Annotated in this window: 13 protein-coding genes; 8 read left to right on the plus strand and 5 right to left on the minus strand. The window is 38.6% G+C overall.

Annotated features, from left to right (window positions below; translation table 11 throughout):
• Nucleotides 1-230: 230 nt before the first annotated feature.
• Nucleotides 231-980, minus strand: coding sequence for a phospholipase D-like domain-containing protein (locus AW17_RS06520; protein WP_051691669.1), 750 nt, complete (start codon nt 978-980; stop codon nt 231-233).
• A 631-nt stretch (nt 981-1,611) separates the two neighbouring features.
• Here AW17_RS06520 and mutS point away from each other — a divergent pair.
• From mutS to AW17_RS06540, 4 genes are all read left to right on the plus strand, one after another.
• Nucleotides 1,612-4,191, plus strand: a complete 2,580-nt coding sequence (gene mutS / locus AW17_RS06525) for a DNA mismatch repair protein MutS (RefSeq protein ID WP_029275317.1) — start codon at nt 1,612-1,614, stop codon at nt 4,189-4,191.
• A gap of 72 nt (nt 4,192-4,263) precedes the next feature.
• Nucleotides 4,264-4,791 carry a C40 family peptidase gene (locus tag AW17_RS06530; RefSeq protein WP_029275318.1) on the plus strand — a complete coding sequence of 176 codons (528 nt, stop codon included), beginning with the start codon at nt 4,264-4,266 and terminating at the stop codon, nt 4,789-4,791.
• A gap of 121 nt (nt 4,792-4,912) precedes the next feature.
• The gene (locus tag AW17_RS06535; RefSeq protein ID WP_029275319.1) at nt 4,913-5,380 is read left to right on the plus strand and encodes a TlpA disulfide reductase family protein; all 468 of its coding nucleotides are present in this window, start codon (nt 4,913-4,915) and stop codon (nt 5,378-5,380) included.
• 6 nt (nt 5,381-5,386) lie between these two features.
• Nucleotides 5,387-5,992, plus strand: a complete 606-nt coding sequence (locus tag AW17_RS06540) for a thioredoxin family protein (RefSeq protein ID WP_029275320.1) — start codon at nt 5,387-5,389, stop codon at nt 5,990-5,992.
• Between the two features lie 341 nt (nt 5,993-6,333).
• Here the strand turns inward: AW17_RS06540 and AW17_RS06545 are convergent, their stop codons facing one another.
• The gene (locus tag AW17_RS06545; protein ID WP_029275321.1) at nt 6,334-7,521 is read right to left on the minus strand and encodes an acetyltransferase domain-containing protein; all 1,188 of its coding nucleotides are present in this window, start codon (nt 7,519-7,521) and stop codon (nt 6,334-6,336) included.
• 289 nt (nt 7,522-7,810) lie between these two features.
• On the opposite strand from AW17_RS06545, the gene AW17_RS06550 reads away from it, so the two are divergent.
• Nucleotides 7,811-9,235: a glycoside hydrolase family 125 protein gene (locus AW17_RS06550; RefSeq protein ID WP_029275322.1), complete on the plus strand. Its 1,425-nt coding sequence runs from the start codon at nt 7,811-7,813 to the stop codon at nt 9,233-9,235.
• A 171-nt stretch (nt 9,236-9,406) separates the two neighbouring features.
• On the plus strand, nt 9,407-9,601 hold the full coding sequence (locus tag AW17_RS06555) for a hypothetical protein (RefSeq protein WP_029275323.1): 195 nt from the start codon (nt 9,407-9,409) through the stop codon (nt 9,599-9,601).
• 286 nt (nt 9,602-9,887) lie between these two features.
• Here AW17_RS06555 and AW17_RS06560 read toward each other — a convergent pair whose 3' ends face one another.
• Nucleotides 9,888-10,241 carry a nuclear transport factor 2 family protein gene (locus tag AW17_RS06560; RefSeq protein ID WP_029275324.1) on the minus strand — a complete coding sequence of 118 codons (354 nt, stop codon included), beginning with the start codon at nt 10,239-10,241 and terminating at the stop codon, nt 9,888-9,890.
• A gap of 273 nt (nt 10,242-10,514) precedes the next feature.
• Nucleotides 10,515-12,782, minus strand: coding sequence for a glycoside hydrolase family 95 protein (locus AW17_RS06565; RefSeq protein WP_051691670.1), 2,268 nt, complete (start codon nt 12,780-12,782; stop codon nt 10,515-10,517).
• Nucleotides 12,783-13,006: 224 nt separating this feature from the next.
• On the opposite strand from AW17_RS06565, the gene AW17_RS06570 reads away from it, so the two are divergent.
• On the plus strand, nt 13,007-15,160 hold the full coding sequence (locus tag AW17_RS06570) for a GH92 family glycosyl hydrolase (RefSeq protein ID WP_029275326.1): 2,154 nt from the start codon (nt 13,007-13,009) through the stop codon (nt 15,158-15,160).
• Between the two features lie 660 nt (nt 15,161-15,820).
• Here the strand turns inward: AW17_RS06570 and AW17_RS06575 are convergent.
• The gene (locus AW17_RS06575) at nt 15,821-16,174 is read right to left on the minus strand and encodes a winged helix-turn-helix transcriptional regulator (RefSeq protein ID WP_029275327.1); all 354 of its coding nucleotides are present in this window, start codon (nt 16,172-16,174) and stop codon (nt 15,821-15,823) included.
• 97 nt (nt 16,175-16,271) lie between these two features.
• Here AW17_RS06575 and AW17_RS06580 point away from each other — a divergent pair, with 97 nt between their 5' ends.
• A complete protein-coding gene (locus AW17_RS06580; protein WP_029275328.1) occupies nt 16,272-17,162 on the plus strand; it encodes a PhzF family phenazine biosynthesis protein in 891 nt (296 codons plus the stop codon).
• The last annotated feature ends 531 nt before the right edge of the window (nt 17,163-17,693 follow it).

Raw genomic sequence — 17,693 nt, forward strand, 5'->3', positions numbered from 1 at the left:
AAATTATATCTTATTTACGCCTAATCCCGCTTTATCGTCCTGCTGAATTTATTTCAGCATCTTTTTAGCGTGAAAGACCCTGAAATAAATTCAGGGTGACGACCGTCTTAACAGAAAACTTGATTAAAACGCCACAAAATGAGATTTAATAATCGAACTCAGGTTATTAGGTTAAATTTATATAAATGTAACAGCAATAGGGCCAAAACGTTTTGAAATTAATGTTAATTTTAGTTAATAGGTTCAATGTATAATTGTCTTCCCCATAGCTGTAGATCTGCCGCAATCATATAAGGATTTTCGAAAAGGTCGTCGATTTCCTTATTTATTTTCTCAATTGCGTTAATGTCCGTAGTTCTAATTCTAGTCTCATGGTTATGTTGGGTTCCGCTTGCAGTAAAGTTTAACGATCCCATATAGGCGATTTGACCATCAATTAGGTATATTTTACTGTGAATTAAAGATGCTTTTTCATTACACATATATACTTTAAAAGGAAATAGCTGAGTATAGTTGTAAGAATAGATCCGAAGGTTTTTAGTTTTTATCTTGTACAAACCTCGTATAAGGAATAGAATAATAATAGGTATAAAACCTAAGAATATTTTAAGGTCTCTGAAATAATAAGCCAATGCGATCAATAGCGCTATTAGGCCATAGCTAATATATGACAGTGTTTCTGCAAGCTTAATCCACTTATTCCTAATTATTTGTTTATCAAAGTCTGTATTGCATTTCTGAATAATGAGTTTATAGATATTTCTTTCACGATCACCATAAAAATCCTCGATATTATTTGTGGTAATTAACTTAACATCAATGTTTTTATCTTTTAGATTAATCAATTCTGAAATTAGGTATGGTGATAGGTAAGGGGATATAATTTTGACAGAATATTTTGCACTTCTCATATCATCCATTAGTTTTTTACCTGCCCCTTTTCCAATATAAATATCACAAAGCGTGTTATTGTGGTACATAGCTAAGATCTTAAGTTTCTAGTTTTGTTAAATGTCACATGTAATACATTTATTAATGTAAGCTGTAATATGGATTAAGGTAATATTTTTTGACAGATAATAAGAATTTTATTAATTAAACCCTTGTCCCTAAACCTGGTAGGAGCGAACACGAGTGTAACGATTAAAGCGGATAACAGGACTATATGCCCCGAAATGCACAGAACCCTTCATTTCCAAATGATGGTTAACTGTTTAAATTGCAATAACTGGTTAACTGTTGAAGAAAGAGAACTATGATGAAACTGAGTTAAAACAGCCCTTAGTTCATAAACCTGATTGAAGCGGTAGCTCCCGATTGAAAAGAGGGGCTATAAGCAAAAAGTGGGGCCACAGCCCCCCCAAATGTACAGAACCCTTCATTTTCTAATTATGGTTAATTGTTTAAACTGTATAAATTGGTTAATTGAAGAGAACTGGTTAACTGGCATGCCTTCCAAATATCAGATTTAAACATTTAAGCGGTTAAACAAACTAACAATCTTTTAACTTTTCAACAAAACAGCTGTAAAATGCTTATTCGTGTTATCTTTATGGCTTTTGTAAATTAATTTCAGTTTTGGCTAAAGACACGAATAAAGAAACCCCGTTAATGCAGCAATACAACGCGATTAAAGCGAAGTATCCGGGCGCACTTTTACTATTTAGGGTTGGCGATTTTTATGAAACCTTTGGCGAAGATGCCATTAAAACGGCACAGATATTAGGCATAGTATTAACCAGAAGAGGTACCGGGCCCAATGGCGGCGCTTTAGAACTGGCTGGTTTTCCGCATCACTCGTTAGATAATTATTTATCCAAACTGGTACGGGCAGGACAACGTGTAGCCATTTGCGATCAGCTGGAAGACCCTAAAACCACAAAAACCATTGTTAAACGTGGTGTAACAGAATTGGTTACGCCCGGCGTTGCTTACGGTGATAATATTGTAAACCAAAAATCGAACAATTTCCTGGCCTGTGTTTTCTTTGATAAAACACAATTGGGCGTTTCATTTTTAGATATATCGACAGGTGAATTCTTAATTGCGCAGGGCAACAGCGATTATATTGACAAGCTTTTGCAAGGTTTTAAACCTACAGAGGTTATTTTTCAGAAATCGAAGCGACAGGCATTTACCGAGCACTTCGGCGACCGTTTTTACACTTTTGGTTTAGACGAATGGCCTTTTACCACTGATTTTGGAAACGAAACCCTGATGAAACACTTTGAGGTTTCCTCTTTAAAAGGTTTTGGTGTAGAGCGTTTACAGAGCGGAATTGTTGCTGCTGGTGTTATTCTACACTACCTGGGCGAAACCGAGCACCGCAATCTACAGCATATCAGTTCGATCGGCCGCATTGAGGAAGACCGTTATATGTGGTTAGACCGTTTCACCATTCGCAACCTGGAATTGGTGAATTCGCCTAACGACAATGCCGTAACCTTGTTCGATATTTTGGACCATACCTGTACCCCAATGGGCGCACGTTTGTTGCAGAAGTGGATCATTATGCCATTAAAAGAATTGAAACCAATCCAGGAGCGACTTGGAATGGTGGAGTATTTTGTAAAACATGAAGAATTACAAGGCGAATTTTTAAATAACATTAAACAGATTGGAGATTTAGAACGACTCATTTCTAAAGTCGGCCTTCAACGCGTTGGTCCGAGAGAATTGGTTGCTTTAAAACGTGCGCTTTACCATATTGAGGCAGTTAAAAAACTGGCTGCCGATTCTAAAAATCCTTTCCTCATTAAAATAGCCGATCAGTTAAATCCGTGTTTGGCTATTAGGGAGAGAATTGAAAGGGAATTACAGCCCGAACCACCAGCTTTGCTGATTAAAGGAAATGTAATTGCAGATGGAATTGATGAAGATCTGGATCGCTTGCGTAAAATAGCTTTTGGTGGTAAAGATTATCTGGTTCAGATACAAAAACGCGAAGCAGAAGCAACGGGTATCCCATCGTTAAAAATCGCCTTTAATAATGTTTTCGGCTATTATTTGGAAGTTACCCATACCCATAAAGATAAAGTACCAGCGGGCTGGATCCGTAAACAAACACTGGTAAATGCCGAGCGTTACATTACACCGGAGCTTAAAGAATACGAAGATCAGATTTTGGGTGCGGAAGAGAAGATACAGGCTATCGAAATCCGTTTGTACAACGAACTGATGTACGAAACAGCCAGTTACATCAAACCGATCCAACTCGATTCGTTTTTAATTGCGCAGCTGGATTGTTTACTGTGTTTCGCACAGTTAGCGGCCAAAAACCATTATAACAAGCCAAAAGTTACCGAAAATAAAGTGCTTGATATTAAAGGTGGCCGCCACCCGGTAATTGAGAAACAATTGCCCGTTGGAGAAGAATACATTACCAATGATGTATATCTCGATACGGAAAGTCAGCAGATTATTATGATTACCGGTCCCAACATGGCGGGTAAGTCGGCCATTTTAAGGCAAACGGCGCTGATTGTACTGATGGCGCAAATGGGTTCCTTCGTTCCTGCAAAAGATGCTGAAGTAGGTATTGTAGATAAGATTTTTACCCGGGTAGGGGCATCTGATAATATCTCTTCAGGAGAAAGTACGTTTATGGTCGAAATGAATGAGACGGCCAGTATCCTGAACAACATTTCGGATGACAGTTTAATCTTACTCGATGAGATTGGGCGCGGAACAAGTACCTACGATGGTATTTCAATCGCCTGGGCCATTGCTGAGTTTTTGCATCAGCATCCAACTGCCAGACCAAAAACTTTATTTGCTACGCACTACCATGAGTTAAATGAGCTGGCCAATACCATGCCGCGCATTAAAAACTTTAATGTATCGGTAAAAGAAATGACCAATAAGGTAATCTTTTTACGGAAACTCGTTCCCGGTGGTAGCGAACATAGTTTTGGTATACACGTTGCAAAAATGGCCGGTATGCCAACAAAATTAATTGGCCGTGCTAATGAGATATTGAAAAAACTGGAAATAGACCGTACAGAAGGACAAAGTATAAAAGACAGCATTAAAAAAGTGCAGAACCAGGCTTATCAGTTACAGATGTTCGCCATCGATGACCCTGTTCTGGTTAAAATCCGCGATACATTGAATAATTTGGATGTAAACGCATTAACGCCTGTTGAAGCTTTATTGAAACTGGACGAAATACAACGATTGATTAAGAACTAAGAGAGGTTGTAGGGTGTGGGGTTTAAGGCATAAGGTTTTAAATCTCATCACATGCAACTAATATACTATACGATGGAAAGAACCTTAAACCTTATACCTTTTACCTTCCACCTCAAAAGGAATATATTCTTTTTAATAGCAATTATATTTTTTCTTTCGTCATGCGGTACCCGTAAGTACACGGTTAAAAGTGATACAAAGGCTTCGAAAGCGGCAGATGCAATGGCAAATTTACAGAGCAAACCGCTTTATCGTTTCATTACCGATTGGACAGGTGTAAAATACCGTTTTGGGGGTTTAGATAAAGGCGGTATTGATTGTTCTGGTTTTGCTTTTTTATTGGAGAAAGAAATTTACGGGGTTACACTTCCACGTATTTCACGTGAGCAAGCCAATGTGGTGAAGCGTAAAAACATCGATAATTTAAAGGAAGGAGATCTGGTGTTTTTCTCTTTTGGCGGCAATGATGTAGATCATGTGGGGATATACCTCAATAATGGTTTTTTCGTGCATGCAAGCACTACCAGAGGCGTAATTGTTGATGATTTAACACTTCCAGCTTATCAACGTGTATTGGTCAAATCGGGATCGGTGAATTAGTTTTTACTGTCATTCTGAACGTAGTGAAGAATCTTTAATTTAAAGTGAAGAAAGATTCTTCGCTTTGCTCAGAATGACAAATAATGATAAAACAATCCCCACCAAATTTCGTTATTCATTTATGCGTGTATTTTTCATAATCTGCTTATCTTTAATTACTTATTGCGCTACAGCGCAGGTAACATTGCTCAAATTGGATGAGTTGGATAAACGCATGGCTAATGGAAAAGATACAACTTATGTAATCAATTTCTGGGCTACCTGGTGTTCACCATGTGTGGCCGAGTTGCCGAATTTCGAGAAATTACGTTTAGCCAATTTAAAAAAGCCAGTTAAGGTAATTTTGGTGAGTTTAGATTTCAAGTCAAAATTGCAAAAGGAAGTGATTCCATTTGTGTTGAACAATAAAATTAATGCCGAAGTATTTCTTTTAAACGAGCCCGATCAGCAAGCGTATATTGAACGGATAGACAAAAAATGGTCGGGTGCTATTCCTGCTACATTATTTGTAAACAAGAAAGCCAGACGTTTTTATGAGAAGGAATTTACAGAAACTGAACTGAAAAATACCTTGTTAAACTTAAAATAGATCGTTATGAAAAGATTGATTTTAGTGGCTTTTATGCTAATCTCAGGATTCGCATTTGCCCAGACTGAAGGTTATAAAGTGGGCGATGTAGTAAAAGATTTCTCGCTGAAAAACGTAAACAACAAAATGGTTGCTTTGGCCGATTACAAGGATGCAAAGGGCTATATTGTGGTTTTCACCTGTAATACCTGTCCGGTTGCAAAAGCTTATCAGGAGCGCATCTCTGCTTTAAACGCAACTTATGCTGCAAAAGGTTATCCTGTTGTGGCTATTAATCCAAACGACGCTGGAGCCGTTCCGGATGAAAGTTTCCAAAAAATGCAGGCACTGGCCTCAGAAAAGAAATTCAATTTCCCTTATCTGTTAGATCCCGATCATGTAGTCACCAAACAGTTTGGTGCTACCAGAACGCCACATGTTTTTGTGCTGAACAAAACCGATAAAGGAAATGTGGTTGAGTACATTGGTGCCATAGATAACGATCCGGAAGAAGCAAACAGTACAAAAGTGGAGTATGTTAAAAATGCAGTTAATGAATTATCCATCGGTAAAAAGCCTGCAATTGCATCAACTAAAGCTGTTGGCTGTGGAATAAAATGGAAAAAAGGCTAAACAAAAAGGTTCTATCAAATATAGATTTGTTATCCTGAGAGGTCAGTTTTTTGGCAAAAAACAAAGGAGTTGGGTAATCGATAAGATAAATCGTCATCTCGACCGCAGTGGAGAGATCTTTTAACATGGTCCAAAGATCTCTCCTCCTAAGGAGTTCCTTTGGAACACTCCGCATTTGCTTCGGTCGAGATGACGCCAATTTTTAGAATCTGTCATTGGTAACCTGTCGAAAGGCCCGTTTAAATACGCTTTAAGGTGTTTCGACAGGCGCTCCGTAGGAGTCCTTTGGACAATATGACGGCATATTAGGTGAAATCGCCTTTATGAACACCCTCTTGGCTTTAAATATACCTTAACCACCATTGGCGGTGTGTTTCCTTATATTGTTTAAACCACCTGCAAGGAAGATACAAAGAGGCCACCACGCAAAGCCATATTAAATACACGATTGGTAAACCAAAGCCAAAGGCTGCAGGTCTAAATAAAAATGGAACCTGTACAATTTCTTTGGTGCTATGTCCTGTGGCAAAAAATACCACAATTAAGAGGGTGTGCAACAGATAAAAGTGTATTACATAATAAAAGAAGGGGACAGCACCGTATACAGAAGTTATCCTGGCAAACCGGTTGCTCAGTTTTTCAGTAAAAGCCAAAAATAACATGGCCGGACCTAAAGTCATAGCGATATACTGTAAAGATGGCGGATATTTGTTTACATTAAAAAAAGCAAGCACGTTTTTAAAGAAATCGTGATATTCTTTTCGCGGAACGGGATCGCCATATATATTGATCAACCTCAGGGAGATAAACACAAAGATAGTGAGCAAACCTACAATTAATAAATTGCGTTGTCGGCGGTCGGCGGCGTAACCTTTTTTATACCAGGCACCAACGCCATAGCCCACAAACATCACGCCTGTCCATGGGAGGATGGCGTAAAATACACCAACAAAATGATTGGCAGAAAGCGGCACAACGGTTCCTGATGCCGTGAAAAATATTTTTAAGATCAAGCCACCATTTGAATCTGGTGGAGCAGGGAATAAATTGAAAAGATTATGCCCAAAAACCAATATCAGGCCGGTTATCAGCACAGTTTTATACGAAATTCGACTGGCCAATCCGAGGAATATCATACTGGTGCCAATAGCCCAGATCACCTGAAGAATAATAAAATTATATGTTCCATTAAAGGTTAACCCGAATGTGATGACAACAATCTCTATCAGTATTAACCATAAACCCCGTTTTAACAAAAATGAACTCGCCTGGGCTGCCGTTTTGTTCTGTGCCGATAAATAAGCAGATAATCCCGATAAGAAAACAAAGGTTGGTGCACAAAAATGCGTAATCCAACGGGTAAAAAACAACATCCCCGTAGTGGTGTCTGGATTTAGCGGATCGCCGGTCATGGCGCCAACATGAAAGAAATCTCTTGTATGATCCAGTGCCATAATGATCATCACTAATCCACGGAGTATATCAATAGATAAAATTCGTTTTGATAGGAGACTGTTATCAGCATTCATATAAATAGGTTTGGTTATTTAAATATACTCATTCAAAATTATTTTTACTGACATAATTATTACCTTTAGGTCCGTCAAAAATGTTATCTGAATCAATTTCAGTATGATGCATAAGAAAATCGATTTAGGAATAGTTTAATTGACTATAATGATTTTGATGTTCGAAAAATTATAATAATATTTGTTAAGCGCTAACCGAATAAAATCTTACCACTACTTATTTATCATAATCGATAATATATAGATTTCGTTTAGTAGAAATTAAACCAAAATATCATAACACATCATAATGAAAAGAAGAACATTTATACAAAACACAGGCTTGTTAGGGGCAGGAGTTGTCGCATCGAAATTTTCTTTTGCCGCTAATCTCGCACCGGAATTCCCTGTGGTACGTGTAGCTGCCGCAAAACGGCACTTTCAAAGTAAAGCTGTAGATGCCGCAATTAAAACTTTCCAGGCAAACGTTAAAAACCCCGAATTGGCCTGGCTGTTCGAAAATTGTTTTCCCAATACTTTAGATACTACGGTTTATCATTCAGAAAAAGATGGTAGACCAGATACATATGTAATAACGGGTGATATTGATGCGATGTGGTTGCGCGATAGCTCAGCACAGGTTTGGCCATATCTTCAGTTCGTAAACGAAGATGAAGCACTTAAAAAATTGATAGCGGGCGTAATTATCCACCAAACTAAATGTGTTTTAAAAGATCCTTATGCAAATGCTTTTTATGGTGATGCCACTAAGGTAGGTGAGTGGAAAACCGATAAAACGGCCATGCAGCCTGGTGTACACGAGCGTAAATGGGAAATAGATTCTTTATGTTATCCAATCCGCCTGGCTTACCACTACTGGAAAAAAACAGGCGATAAAACACCTTTTGATGCCAGTTGGAAAAAAGGAATTGAAGCTACTTTAAAAACATTTAAAGAGCAACAGCGAAAAACGGATAAAGGGCCATATCATTTTCAACGCGAAACTACCCAACCTACCGATTCTTTACCGATGGCGGGTTATGGTTTTCCGGTAAATCCGGTCGGACTAATCTGTTCTGCATTCCGTCCGAGTGATGATGCCACCATTTTCCCATTCCTGGTTCCTTCTAACTTTTTTGCGGTATCGAGCTTAAAGCAGGCAGCAGAAATGATTAAAGCTTTACAGCATGACCAAGCTCTGGAAAGCGGTTTGTTAAACCTTGCTGATGAAGTGAGTGCAGCGCTACAAAAACACGCAATCGTTAGTCATCCAAAATATGGTAAAATTTACGCCTTTGAGGTAGATGGTTTTGGAAGCTCGTATCTGATGGACGATTCTAATGTACCAAGCTTGTTGGGCTTACCTTATTTAGGTGCAATGAAAATTGAAGATCCGATCTATCAGAACACAAGAAAATTCGCCCTCTCTAAAGACAATCCATATTTCTTTAAAGGTACAGCTGCCGAGGGAATTGGTGGGCCGCACGCTGGTCAGGATATGATCTGGCCAATGAGTATCACCATGCGCGCCTTAACTTCAAAAGATGATACCGAGATTAAAGCCTGTATCGAAATGTTACGCAAAACACATGCTGGCAAAGGTTTTATGCACGAGTCTTTCAATAAAGACAACCCGGCAAACTTTACAAGGGCTTGGTTTGCTTGGTCTAACACCTTATTTGGTGAGTTACTTTGGAGAACCTACCACGAAAAACCAGCTTTATTAAAAGCTTAATATACCGACCGTATTGATTGTTGTTAATGACTGATTTTGACTTCAGTTCAATTCCCAATCAATACGGTTTTGTTTTATCTTTTCATACATTATATCAGAAATTGCCAATACCCATAAAGGTATCTTTTACGTCTAAAAAAACATATTCACACTGAACTTACCTTTTACAATATGACAATAATAAATGATAATTTGCCTACTTCGACACTTTTAGAAATTAAAATAGGAGAGGTTATAACAGATGGAAAGGGCCAATCTGGCATCGTTAAAAGTATTGAAATCAGTGAAACGGATGAGTTTTTAATGTTTCTTTTTCAGTTGGAAGGTAGCCACATCATTGTTAGGAAGCTTAAGCAGGTCTGTTAGTATATTAGTATTCGTCATTTCTACTTACATGAATGGAACAATCTATCGTTAACTACCTATTTAACTATAAATCGGTAAATATTCTTTGACAACGAATTCATTTACAGATTCTTATAGAATGTTCGTCATTGAGAGGCAAGAAGCTAACCGAACGATTGAACTCATGAATGCCTTTAAAAACAAATGAATAATCTTAAAACACACGTTAATAGCGAACGTTGTAGGATTGCTTCGTCGGCTGAAAAAGTCTTCTCGCAATGACGATACTACGATGTTTCCATCTCCCTTACAATATAGGCCTTGGATCGAAAATCACCTGGAATGATTTAATCTTCTCGTCTTCCAGTTTGTACCAACCGCTTGAAAAGATTGGTTTTTCACCCATGTTGATATCGTACCAAAGGCAAACTTCTTCCTGATCTACAAATACTTTTTTAACATCGTATTTGAATTTCATTTTCTTCATGTCTTCGATGTAAATATCAGCGCCGTTTCTTTCGCCCATAACACCTTTAAAAGTCATGTCATCATGCAGTTGTGCTCTGGCCATTTCAAAGTTTTCGGTGTTTAAGGCATTGATAAAATCAAGTACAACAACTTTAGCATTATGCTCGGTTAATAGTTTATCGGATGTGCTCATAACAAAATCTATTTATGATTAAACGAAAATTAGAAGGTAAATGTTTGAATGAAGTGACTTGACGAGTAGCGATCGTTTTAAGATTGAGGCTGTATCATAAAGACAATTTCTTCTCAGATTTTGTCATGTTGCCCAAAGGACTCCTACGGAGAGCCTGTCGAAACACATAAAAGTTATTCAACTAAGTCCTTCGACAGGCTCAGGATGACAATTCACTATTTATGATATGGCCTCTTCGTCGGCTGAAAAAGCCATCTCGCAATGACGACCAAACTATCCTTCAAAACTATATACTTTTCTTACCTGTGTTTTAAAACTGTATTTAAAGTCATTTCCAGATTTTTCTTCATCGATACCTTTAAGCTTAGGTTTTAACGCATTAGGAGATCTCACAACACAATCTTCGCCAGATAACGATTTGATCGACAACTTTATAACTTTACCATCTTTCCACTGCAGATCCGTAATTTCAAAGTTGCCCCTCGCTCTTAAACCCTGAATACTTCCTGTTGACCATTGATCGGGCAGGGCAGGTAAAAATTGTAATTCACCAGCCTGGCTTTGTAAGAGCATTTCTGAAACGCCCGCAGTATAACCAAAATTTCCATCAATCTGGAAGGGTGGATGTGCACAGAAAAGATTGGTGTAAATGCCACCACCTTTGTTGTAATCGGTACCTGAGCCACCTACTGGCGTAATGAAGTTCTGTAATATTTTGTAGGCATGATTTCCATCCTGTAGTCTGGCCCAAAAGTTAATCTTCCAAGCCATAGACCATCCTGTCGATTCGTCACCACGTGCAGTTAAAGTTGCCCTCGCGGCTTTGGCAAGTTCTGGTGTTTTAATGGTGCTGATTTCTCTCCCTGGATGCAGACCAAACAGATGAGAAATGTGCCTGTGCTGATCTTTGGGATCATCACGATCGGTTTCCCATTCCTGTAATTGTCCCCATTTACCAATTTTTGGTTTCAATAAGTGTGCTTTAAGGTCTGCAATGTGTTGTTTATAATCGTTATCAATGCCTAAAATTCCAGCTGCTTCTATATAATTGGTGAATAAATCGTACACAATTTGCTGATCGTGGGTTACGCCATCTTCAGTTGGCCCATGCTCTGGCGACCAGCCCAACGGAGATACCAAAGTGCCATCTGATCTTCTTTTCAGATGGTCATCCCAGAACTCCGATATCTCTTTTATAATGGGGTAAGCAAAATTCTTTAAATAATCTTTGTCTTTTGTAAAAGCGTAGTGCTCCCAAAGTGCTTGCGCATACCAGGCACTTCCAGGCGTGTTCCATAAAAAACTCATTCCTCCGAAAATATTATTTTCTGTTTTTACGGTCCAGCCACGGGTATTCGGATATTGTTTGCGTGTGGCAACAGCACTCACTTCCCGCATACTGTTAATGTAATCGAGATATGGGAGCTGACATTCAGAAAGATTAGTCGGCTCAGCCAGCCAATAGTTCATCTGGATGTTGATGTTGGAGTGATAATCGCTGCCCCATGGCGGTGTATTACTTTCATTCCAGAGGCCCTGCAGGTTGGCCGGTAATCCTCCCTGTCTTGATGAACTGATCAGAAGGTATCTACCGTATTGAAAAATCAACGCCTCTAAGGCCGGATCAGGCGTTTTTTTATAATTGATTAGCCTTTGATAAGTTGGTAAACTGTTGTTTTTAATATCATGCTCACCTAAATTAATAGCTAAACGGTTAAATAATTGCTGGTAATCCTGAACGTGTGCTTTTAACAGATTTGAATATGATTTTGCCGTTGCTTGTTTTAGGATACGGTCTATCTTGGAAGCAGGTTCTTCTCCTTTCCAATTTTGGCTACGTTTGTTGCTATAATTCGTAGCAGCGGTAAAAAGGATGGTTATGGCATCAGCATTTTCGATTTTTAATCCTTCTCCGTCATCATTTTTAACTGAATGGCTACTACCATTTTCGATTTTAACCAAAGCCGTGGCCTGATAAGGCATTCCATTTGATAATTTGCCTACAAATTGGATGGTATTTCCACGAACAGTTACGACACCCTGATGTGCGTTTTTAAGCCTAACCGTGCCTGAGTATGATTTTTTCTGATCAGCAGTTAACCTTAAAGCCATTACTTTATCCGGAAAGCTGCAAAAATATTCACGTTTATAGCTGGTCCCATTTTGAGTGTAACTGATGGAATGAACCGCATCGGTTAGATTTAATTTCCGTGTATAATTGCTGAAATTTTGATCTTTATTGTCGAAATCAATAAATATATCTCCAAAAGTCTGGTACATACCCCGATCATTTTCATCTCCTGTCCAGAGCGTATTATCATTAAACTGAATATGTTCTTGATTTACATCGCCGAAAATCATACCACCAATGCGACCATTTCCAATGGGGTAGGCTTCTGTCATCCAGTTCTTTGCAGGTTTATCGTCCCAAATCAATAAAGATGGTTTTTCTTTCTTTTGAGCGAAAACTGGCGTGAAAAAACTAAAGGCTGCAAATGAGACTAGCGTGCAGAGAATAGCTTGCTTGCAATTAAAAAACATGTTGGTTATTTGATTAGTGTATAGCCAAATATATAGATAATCAAACGATTGTGCTGCCCACTAGGTAGATGAATACCTATCGATTATTGGCATACTATTCAATTATTTAAGCATCCGATAATTTGCACCAGCGAAATTTTAGTTGGTAACTATTATGATATTTTAGATTGGATTTTAATAGATTTTATATATTTGATATGACACACTAAAACGTTTTATGTAAAATGAAATCGATAACCAAATTTCTAACCTTAATTTTGTTTTTGAGCCTTACGCACATATATACTGCTCAAAGTCAATCCAAAACAGCTTTTACCAAGTATGTAAATACTTTTATCGGCACAGTGCCCTTAACCGATCCTAAAATTTTAGGTTATGAGTTGCCACAGGGCTGGCGATCGTGGGCGGGTTTAACTTTTCCAGGTAGCTCATTGCCGAATGCTATGGTGCAATTAAGTCCGATTACAGAATTTGGATCTGGTGCAGGTTACGAATATGAAGATGATACTATTTATGGCTTTGCACACACCAATAAAGGGCACTGGAACTTGTGCAACATTCCAATTTTACCGCTATCTGATGCTAACGGTAAATTTGGATCGAAATTTTCGCACAAAAATGAAAGTTCAGCACCAGGTTTTTACCAGGTTTATCTAAATGATTATAAGATAAATGTAAAGCTTACTTCAACTTTGAGGTGTGGATTTCATCAATATGACTATAAGAATCCCACTAACAGACAGATTCTTTTCGACATGGGAAAGGCCAATAGCAGGGTTTCTACATGGAATATCGAGCAAGTTGGTACTTCTGCTATACAGGGCTTCCAAGGTGGCGAAAATGTATATTTCTACGCAACGGTAAATGCCAAGATCGAAAAACTTGATCAGACTGATGTAGGTAAACGCTCAGGCTATGCGATTATGCACTTGGCCGATAGCGGTACAGCGCCAGTAGAACTTAAAATCGGCTTATCGTTTGTAAGTACAGCTAATGCCAAAGAAAACCTGGAACGAGAAATTGGCAACAAGACTTTTCCGGAGATCCGTAATGAAGCGACAGCAAAATGGGAAACACTTTTATCTACCATACAGGTAAAGGGTGGCACCGAAAAACAGAAGCAAATGTTATATTCTTGTTTGTACCGCTCTTTTTTATGGCCAGCTTTGCGGAGTGATGTAAACGGTGAATTTAAAGATGCTAAGCACAACGTTGTTAAGGGTAATTTCAACTATTATACCGAACCTTCCCTTTGGGATACTTATCGCAATAAGGATGTACTGCTGGGTTTAATTACGCCTGAGGTTACCTTGGATGTAATTAAATCGATGAAAGAGGTTGGCGATAAAACAGGATTCATCCCAACGTTTTTTCATGGCGACCATGGCGCATCCTCTATAGCAGGTGCTTATTTAAGGGGAATAGATGATTTCGATATCAAGGGTACTTATCAAATTTTATTACGTAATGCCAATGTAGATGGTGGTGCCCGTCCGTTTGTGAAAGAATATATCGAGAAGGGTTATATCTCAGATCCCGATGTTAAAAATCCACATGTAGAAACCAAAGCCAAGGCAGGCGTTTCTAAAACATTGGAATACGCTTACGATGATTATTCGCTGGCTCAGATCGCTAAAAAACTCGGCGATAGCAGCAATTACCGCACCTTGATGGCGAGATCGAAAAACTATAAAAATATGTTCGATCCGGGTACACGCTTTATGAGGGGCAGATTAGAGAATGGCGATTGGATCAAACCGTTTAATCCACAATACCCTTATTACGAATATATGTACAGGGAAGCCAACGCCTGGCAGGTTTCATTTTATGTGCCTCATGATATGAAAGGTTTAATCGAATTGTACGGCGGTGCAAAAGGGTTCGAATCCAAGTTAGATTCCTTGTTTACTGTGCCCTGGAACCCAAAATATATAGCACGGAATGTAGAAACCATGATTGGTCAATACTGCCAGGGAAATCAGCCAGATCATGAAGCTCCTTTTTCTTATACGCTTATCGGGAAACCAGAAAAATCACAAAAAATTATCGATAAAATCTTAAATGAGCTATATGGTATAGGGAGCGATGGTTTGGCGCTTTCGGGAATGGATGATGCTGGTGAAATGTCTGCCTGGTATGTATTCAGTTCTTTAGGTTTGTATCCATTCTCCGCAACAGATGCCGAATATTTAGTTACTGCTCCACTTTTTGATGAAGTTAAATGGAAAACCAGTACAGGAAATTTTTTAACAATTAGCAAGCCTGGAAAGGGAAGGGGGATCACCAACATTAAAGTTAACGGGAAAGCAAATAACGGATATTTCATCTCCCACGATCTATTTAAAAATGGTGGTAAAGTAGAAATCGATACTAAATAATTTCAAAGCTTAATTCCGCGTTTGTAAAAAACAAGATTCCGTTTGCCCCGTTAATCTTGTTAATTCAATTCCGGATAGCCATAATTTTAGTATATTGGGTTAATTAGAAGAGATGGTATCCCAAATCAATCCATCTGATTAAAAATCCCCAAAAAAATATTCTAAAGTACACCTTTAAGCCACATTTACCCCACGTTTAGGCCACCTTCCGGCCAGGCCTGCTGGGTACTTGTTTGCATACTGCTTCGCACATGCTTCGGTTGAGTTGTAGCCTTGGTGTAGATCGGGTAGGTCAAAGGTTTGCGTCGCTTAAGATCAGCGAGTTCACGGTAGTTAAATGAAAGGTAAAGAGAAAGTTATCGTAAGGTATTGTTGGTCTAGAGCTGTGTCGGAGCAGCCCGGGTAAAGGGGCAATAAAACGGCTTTGTGATTATTCAAATTATCGAGGTATTTGATGATCCTCCTGACATTATCTCGGATACTTTTGTATTCGATTTGAAACGTATTATTAATTTGGCTGATGAAACTTTGCTTTTTATCAATTGCCTGCTGTATCGATTAACCCGATCGCGAGCAGTGTTGTTTTTTTACAATCTTATGTGTTAAACGTCAGCCCTTTCTTAATGCCGAATCGGAACTGTGGTCTAATGCTTTTGAATGCTACTTTATTTTTTCACGGTGGTTTAATCCCCAATCAACCAATGTTTCGGTGACCGGGAAAACACTTAGCCCATATTCTGTCATTGCATAATTCACGGTAATAGGCCTGGTTTCCATAACCGTTCGGGTAACGAGGAGGTTTATTTCAAGTTCCCTCAACTCTTTGGAAAGCATTTTTGCAGATATACCCTCAACCTCACGCTGGATCTTCTTAAATGTGTTTTTTTCATCTATATGATTGTTAAGATATCGCATAATTCGTAGCTTCCACTTGCCGCCAAGTATTTCCAGGCTATCCCGGATAGCCGCCAGCTCCTGCTCGCAGGTCGCTTCCCGTTTGATTGGTGTTTCCATATTTGATAGTTAACAAAAGGTAACCGGTAACCATTAGTTAACCGATAACAAACTTAAAGTTTTGTGTCCTAATTTTGAAATCATAAAAATGAAAACGATGAAAAAGAAAGTTGACTATTACGTATTGGATGTTTTTACGGATCAAAAATTTAAGGGAAATCAGTTGTCTGTAGTTTATACTGAGGAACAATTGGAATTGGAACAATATTATGACATCGCCAGGGAGTTTGGATATTCAGAGACTTCTTTTGTAAATTATTCGGCAACTGAAAAAGTGTTTAGCGTAAGATCATTTACGCCAGCGAATTTTGAGATTACCGGAGCTGGACATAATCTTTTGGGTGCAGTATGCCTGGCTATCTTAAAAAAATGGGATATTTTCCGCGAACAAAATGGACAGGCTTGGGTGTTAATGGCGGGTGAAAAAATCCCCCTTAAGATCAGTGAGAAGGATAGAATTCCTTACGTTGGCATGAAACAGAGACCTGCTGAAATCATGGTAACGGTACCTGCCAGCGTAATTGCCGAAGCCATTGGACTAAGTGCTGACGATCTTACCCTTAACGATTGGAATATCAATATTGTAAAAACAGAAGTGGGACACCTTATGGTTCCCATAAAGAATTCGGAATTCTTAAACAAAGCAGTATTGAGTAAAAGTCTTTTGAAAGAAGCTTCCTCCAAATTCGGATTTGAAGGTTGCTATCTTTTTACTACTGAACATGGCAAAAGTGAATTTCTTGCAGAAACACGTTTTTTTAACCCCAGTATTGGTATTGATGAAGATCCTGCTACCGGAACTGCAGCGGGGCCTTTAACCGGTTACCTTGAAAATCTTGGCTATGTGGAAAAAAACCAAAATTATCGCATCTTACAAGGTGCTCATGTTAGGAGGCCCTCTGTTATTGAGGCAGAAGTAGTGGACGATGGAATTTGGATAAGCGGATCTTCTATAATCGTTATGGAAGGTGTAATGTATTTAGATTGATTCGGACCCCCGGGAGCTTTTCGGCTACTGATTTTTCCATAAGTTTTATAAATAATTGTTAGAAAAAACAGTGTCCGTAAATTATCTAAACTCCGCTAAACATTTGTCGCAAAGTGGGACTCATTTGCGAAACACAGTAGAATTCATAAGGCATAGCGGCAGCAAAACGACAAAAAAAATGCAGTTGATTACCAAAATAATAAATCAATAAAAAGCCCTTTTGACGGTCTATAATTTAATATATTAGCAATGCAAAGCCAGCAGGAATAGAACAAAAAAGCCCCACATTTCTAGAGGGCACTGAAAAAGTCCTTGTAAAAAATGTCGTATTAAATATTGAGAAAAAACGGCAGATAAGGCCTCTTAGAATCGTCTAATTGCGAAATAAAATTTAAGAGATTGCGAATATCATAAAGAAAAGGGCTTATGGAATAAAAAATTCATAAGCCCTTTTTAAATAGGTAGTTTTTCAGTGCCCTCCATTTCTATGAGGCTTTCTGTGATCCCGCTGGGATTTGCACCTGGTGCTAA

Origin of the sequence: Pedobacter borealis DSM 19626, from assembly GCF_000708285.2 — a bacterium.
Classification (GTDB): domain Bacteria; phylum Bacteroidota; class Bacteroidia; order Sphingobacteriales; family Sphingobacteriaceae; genus Pedobacter; species Pedobacter borealis.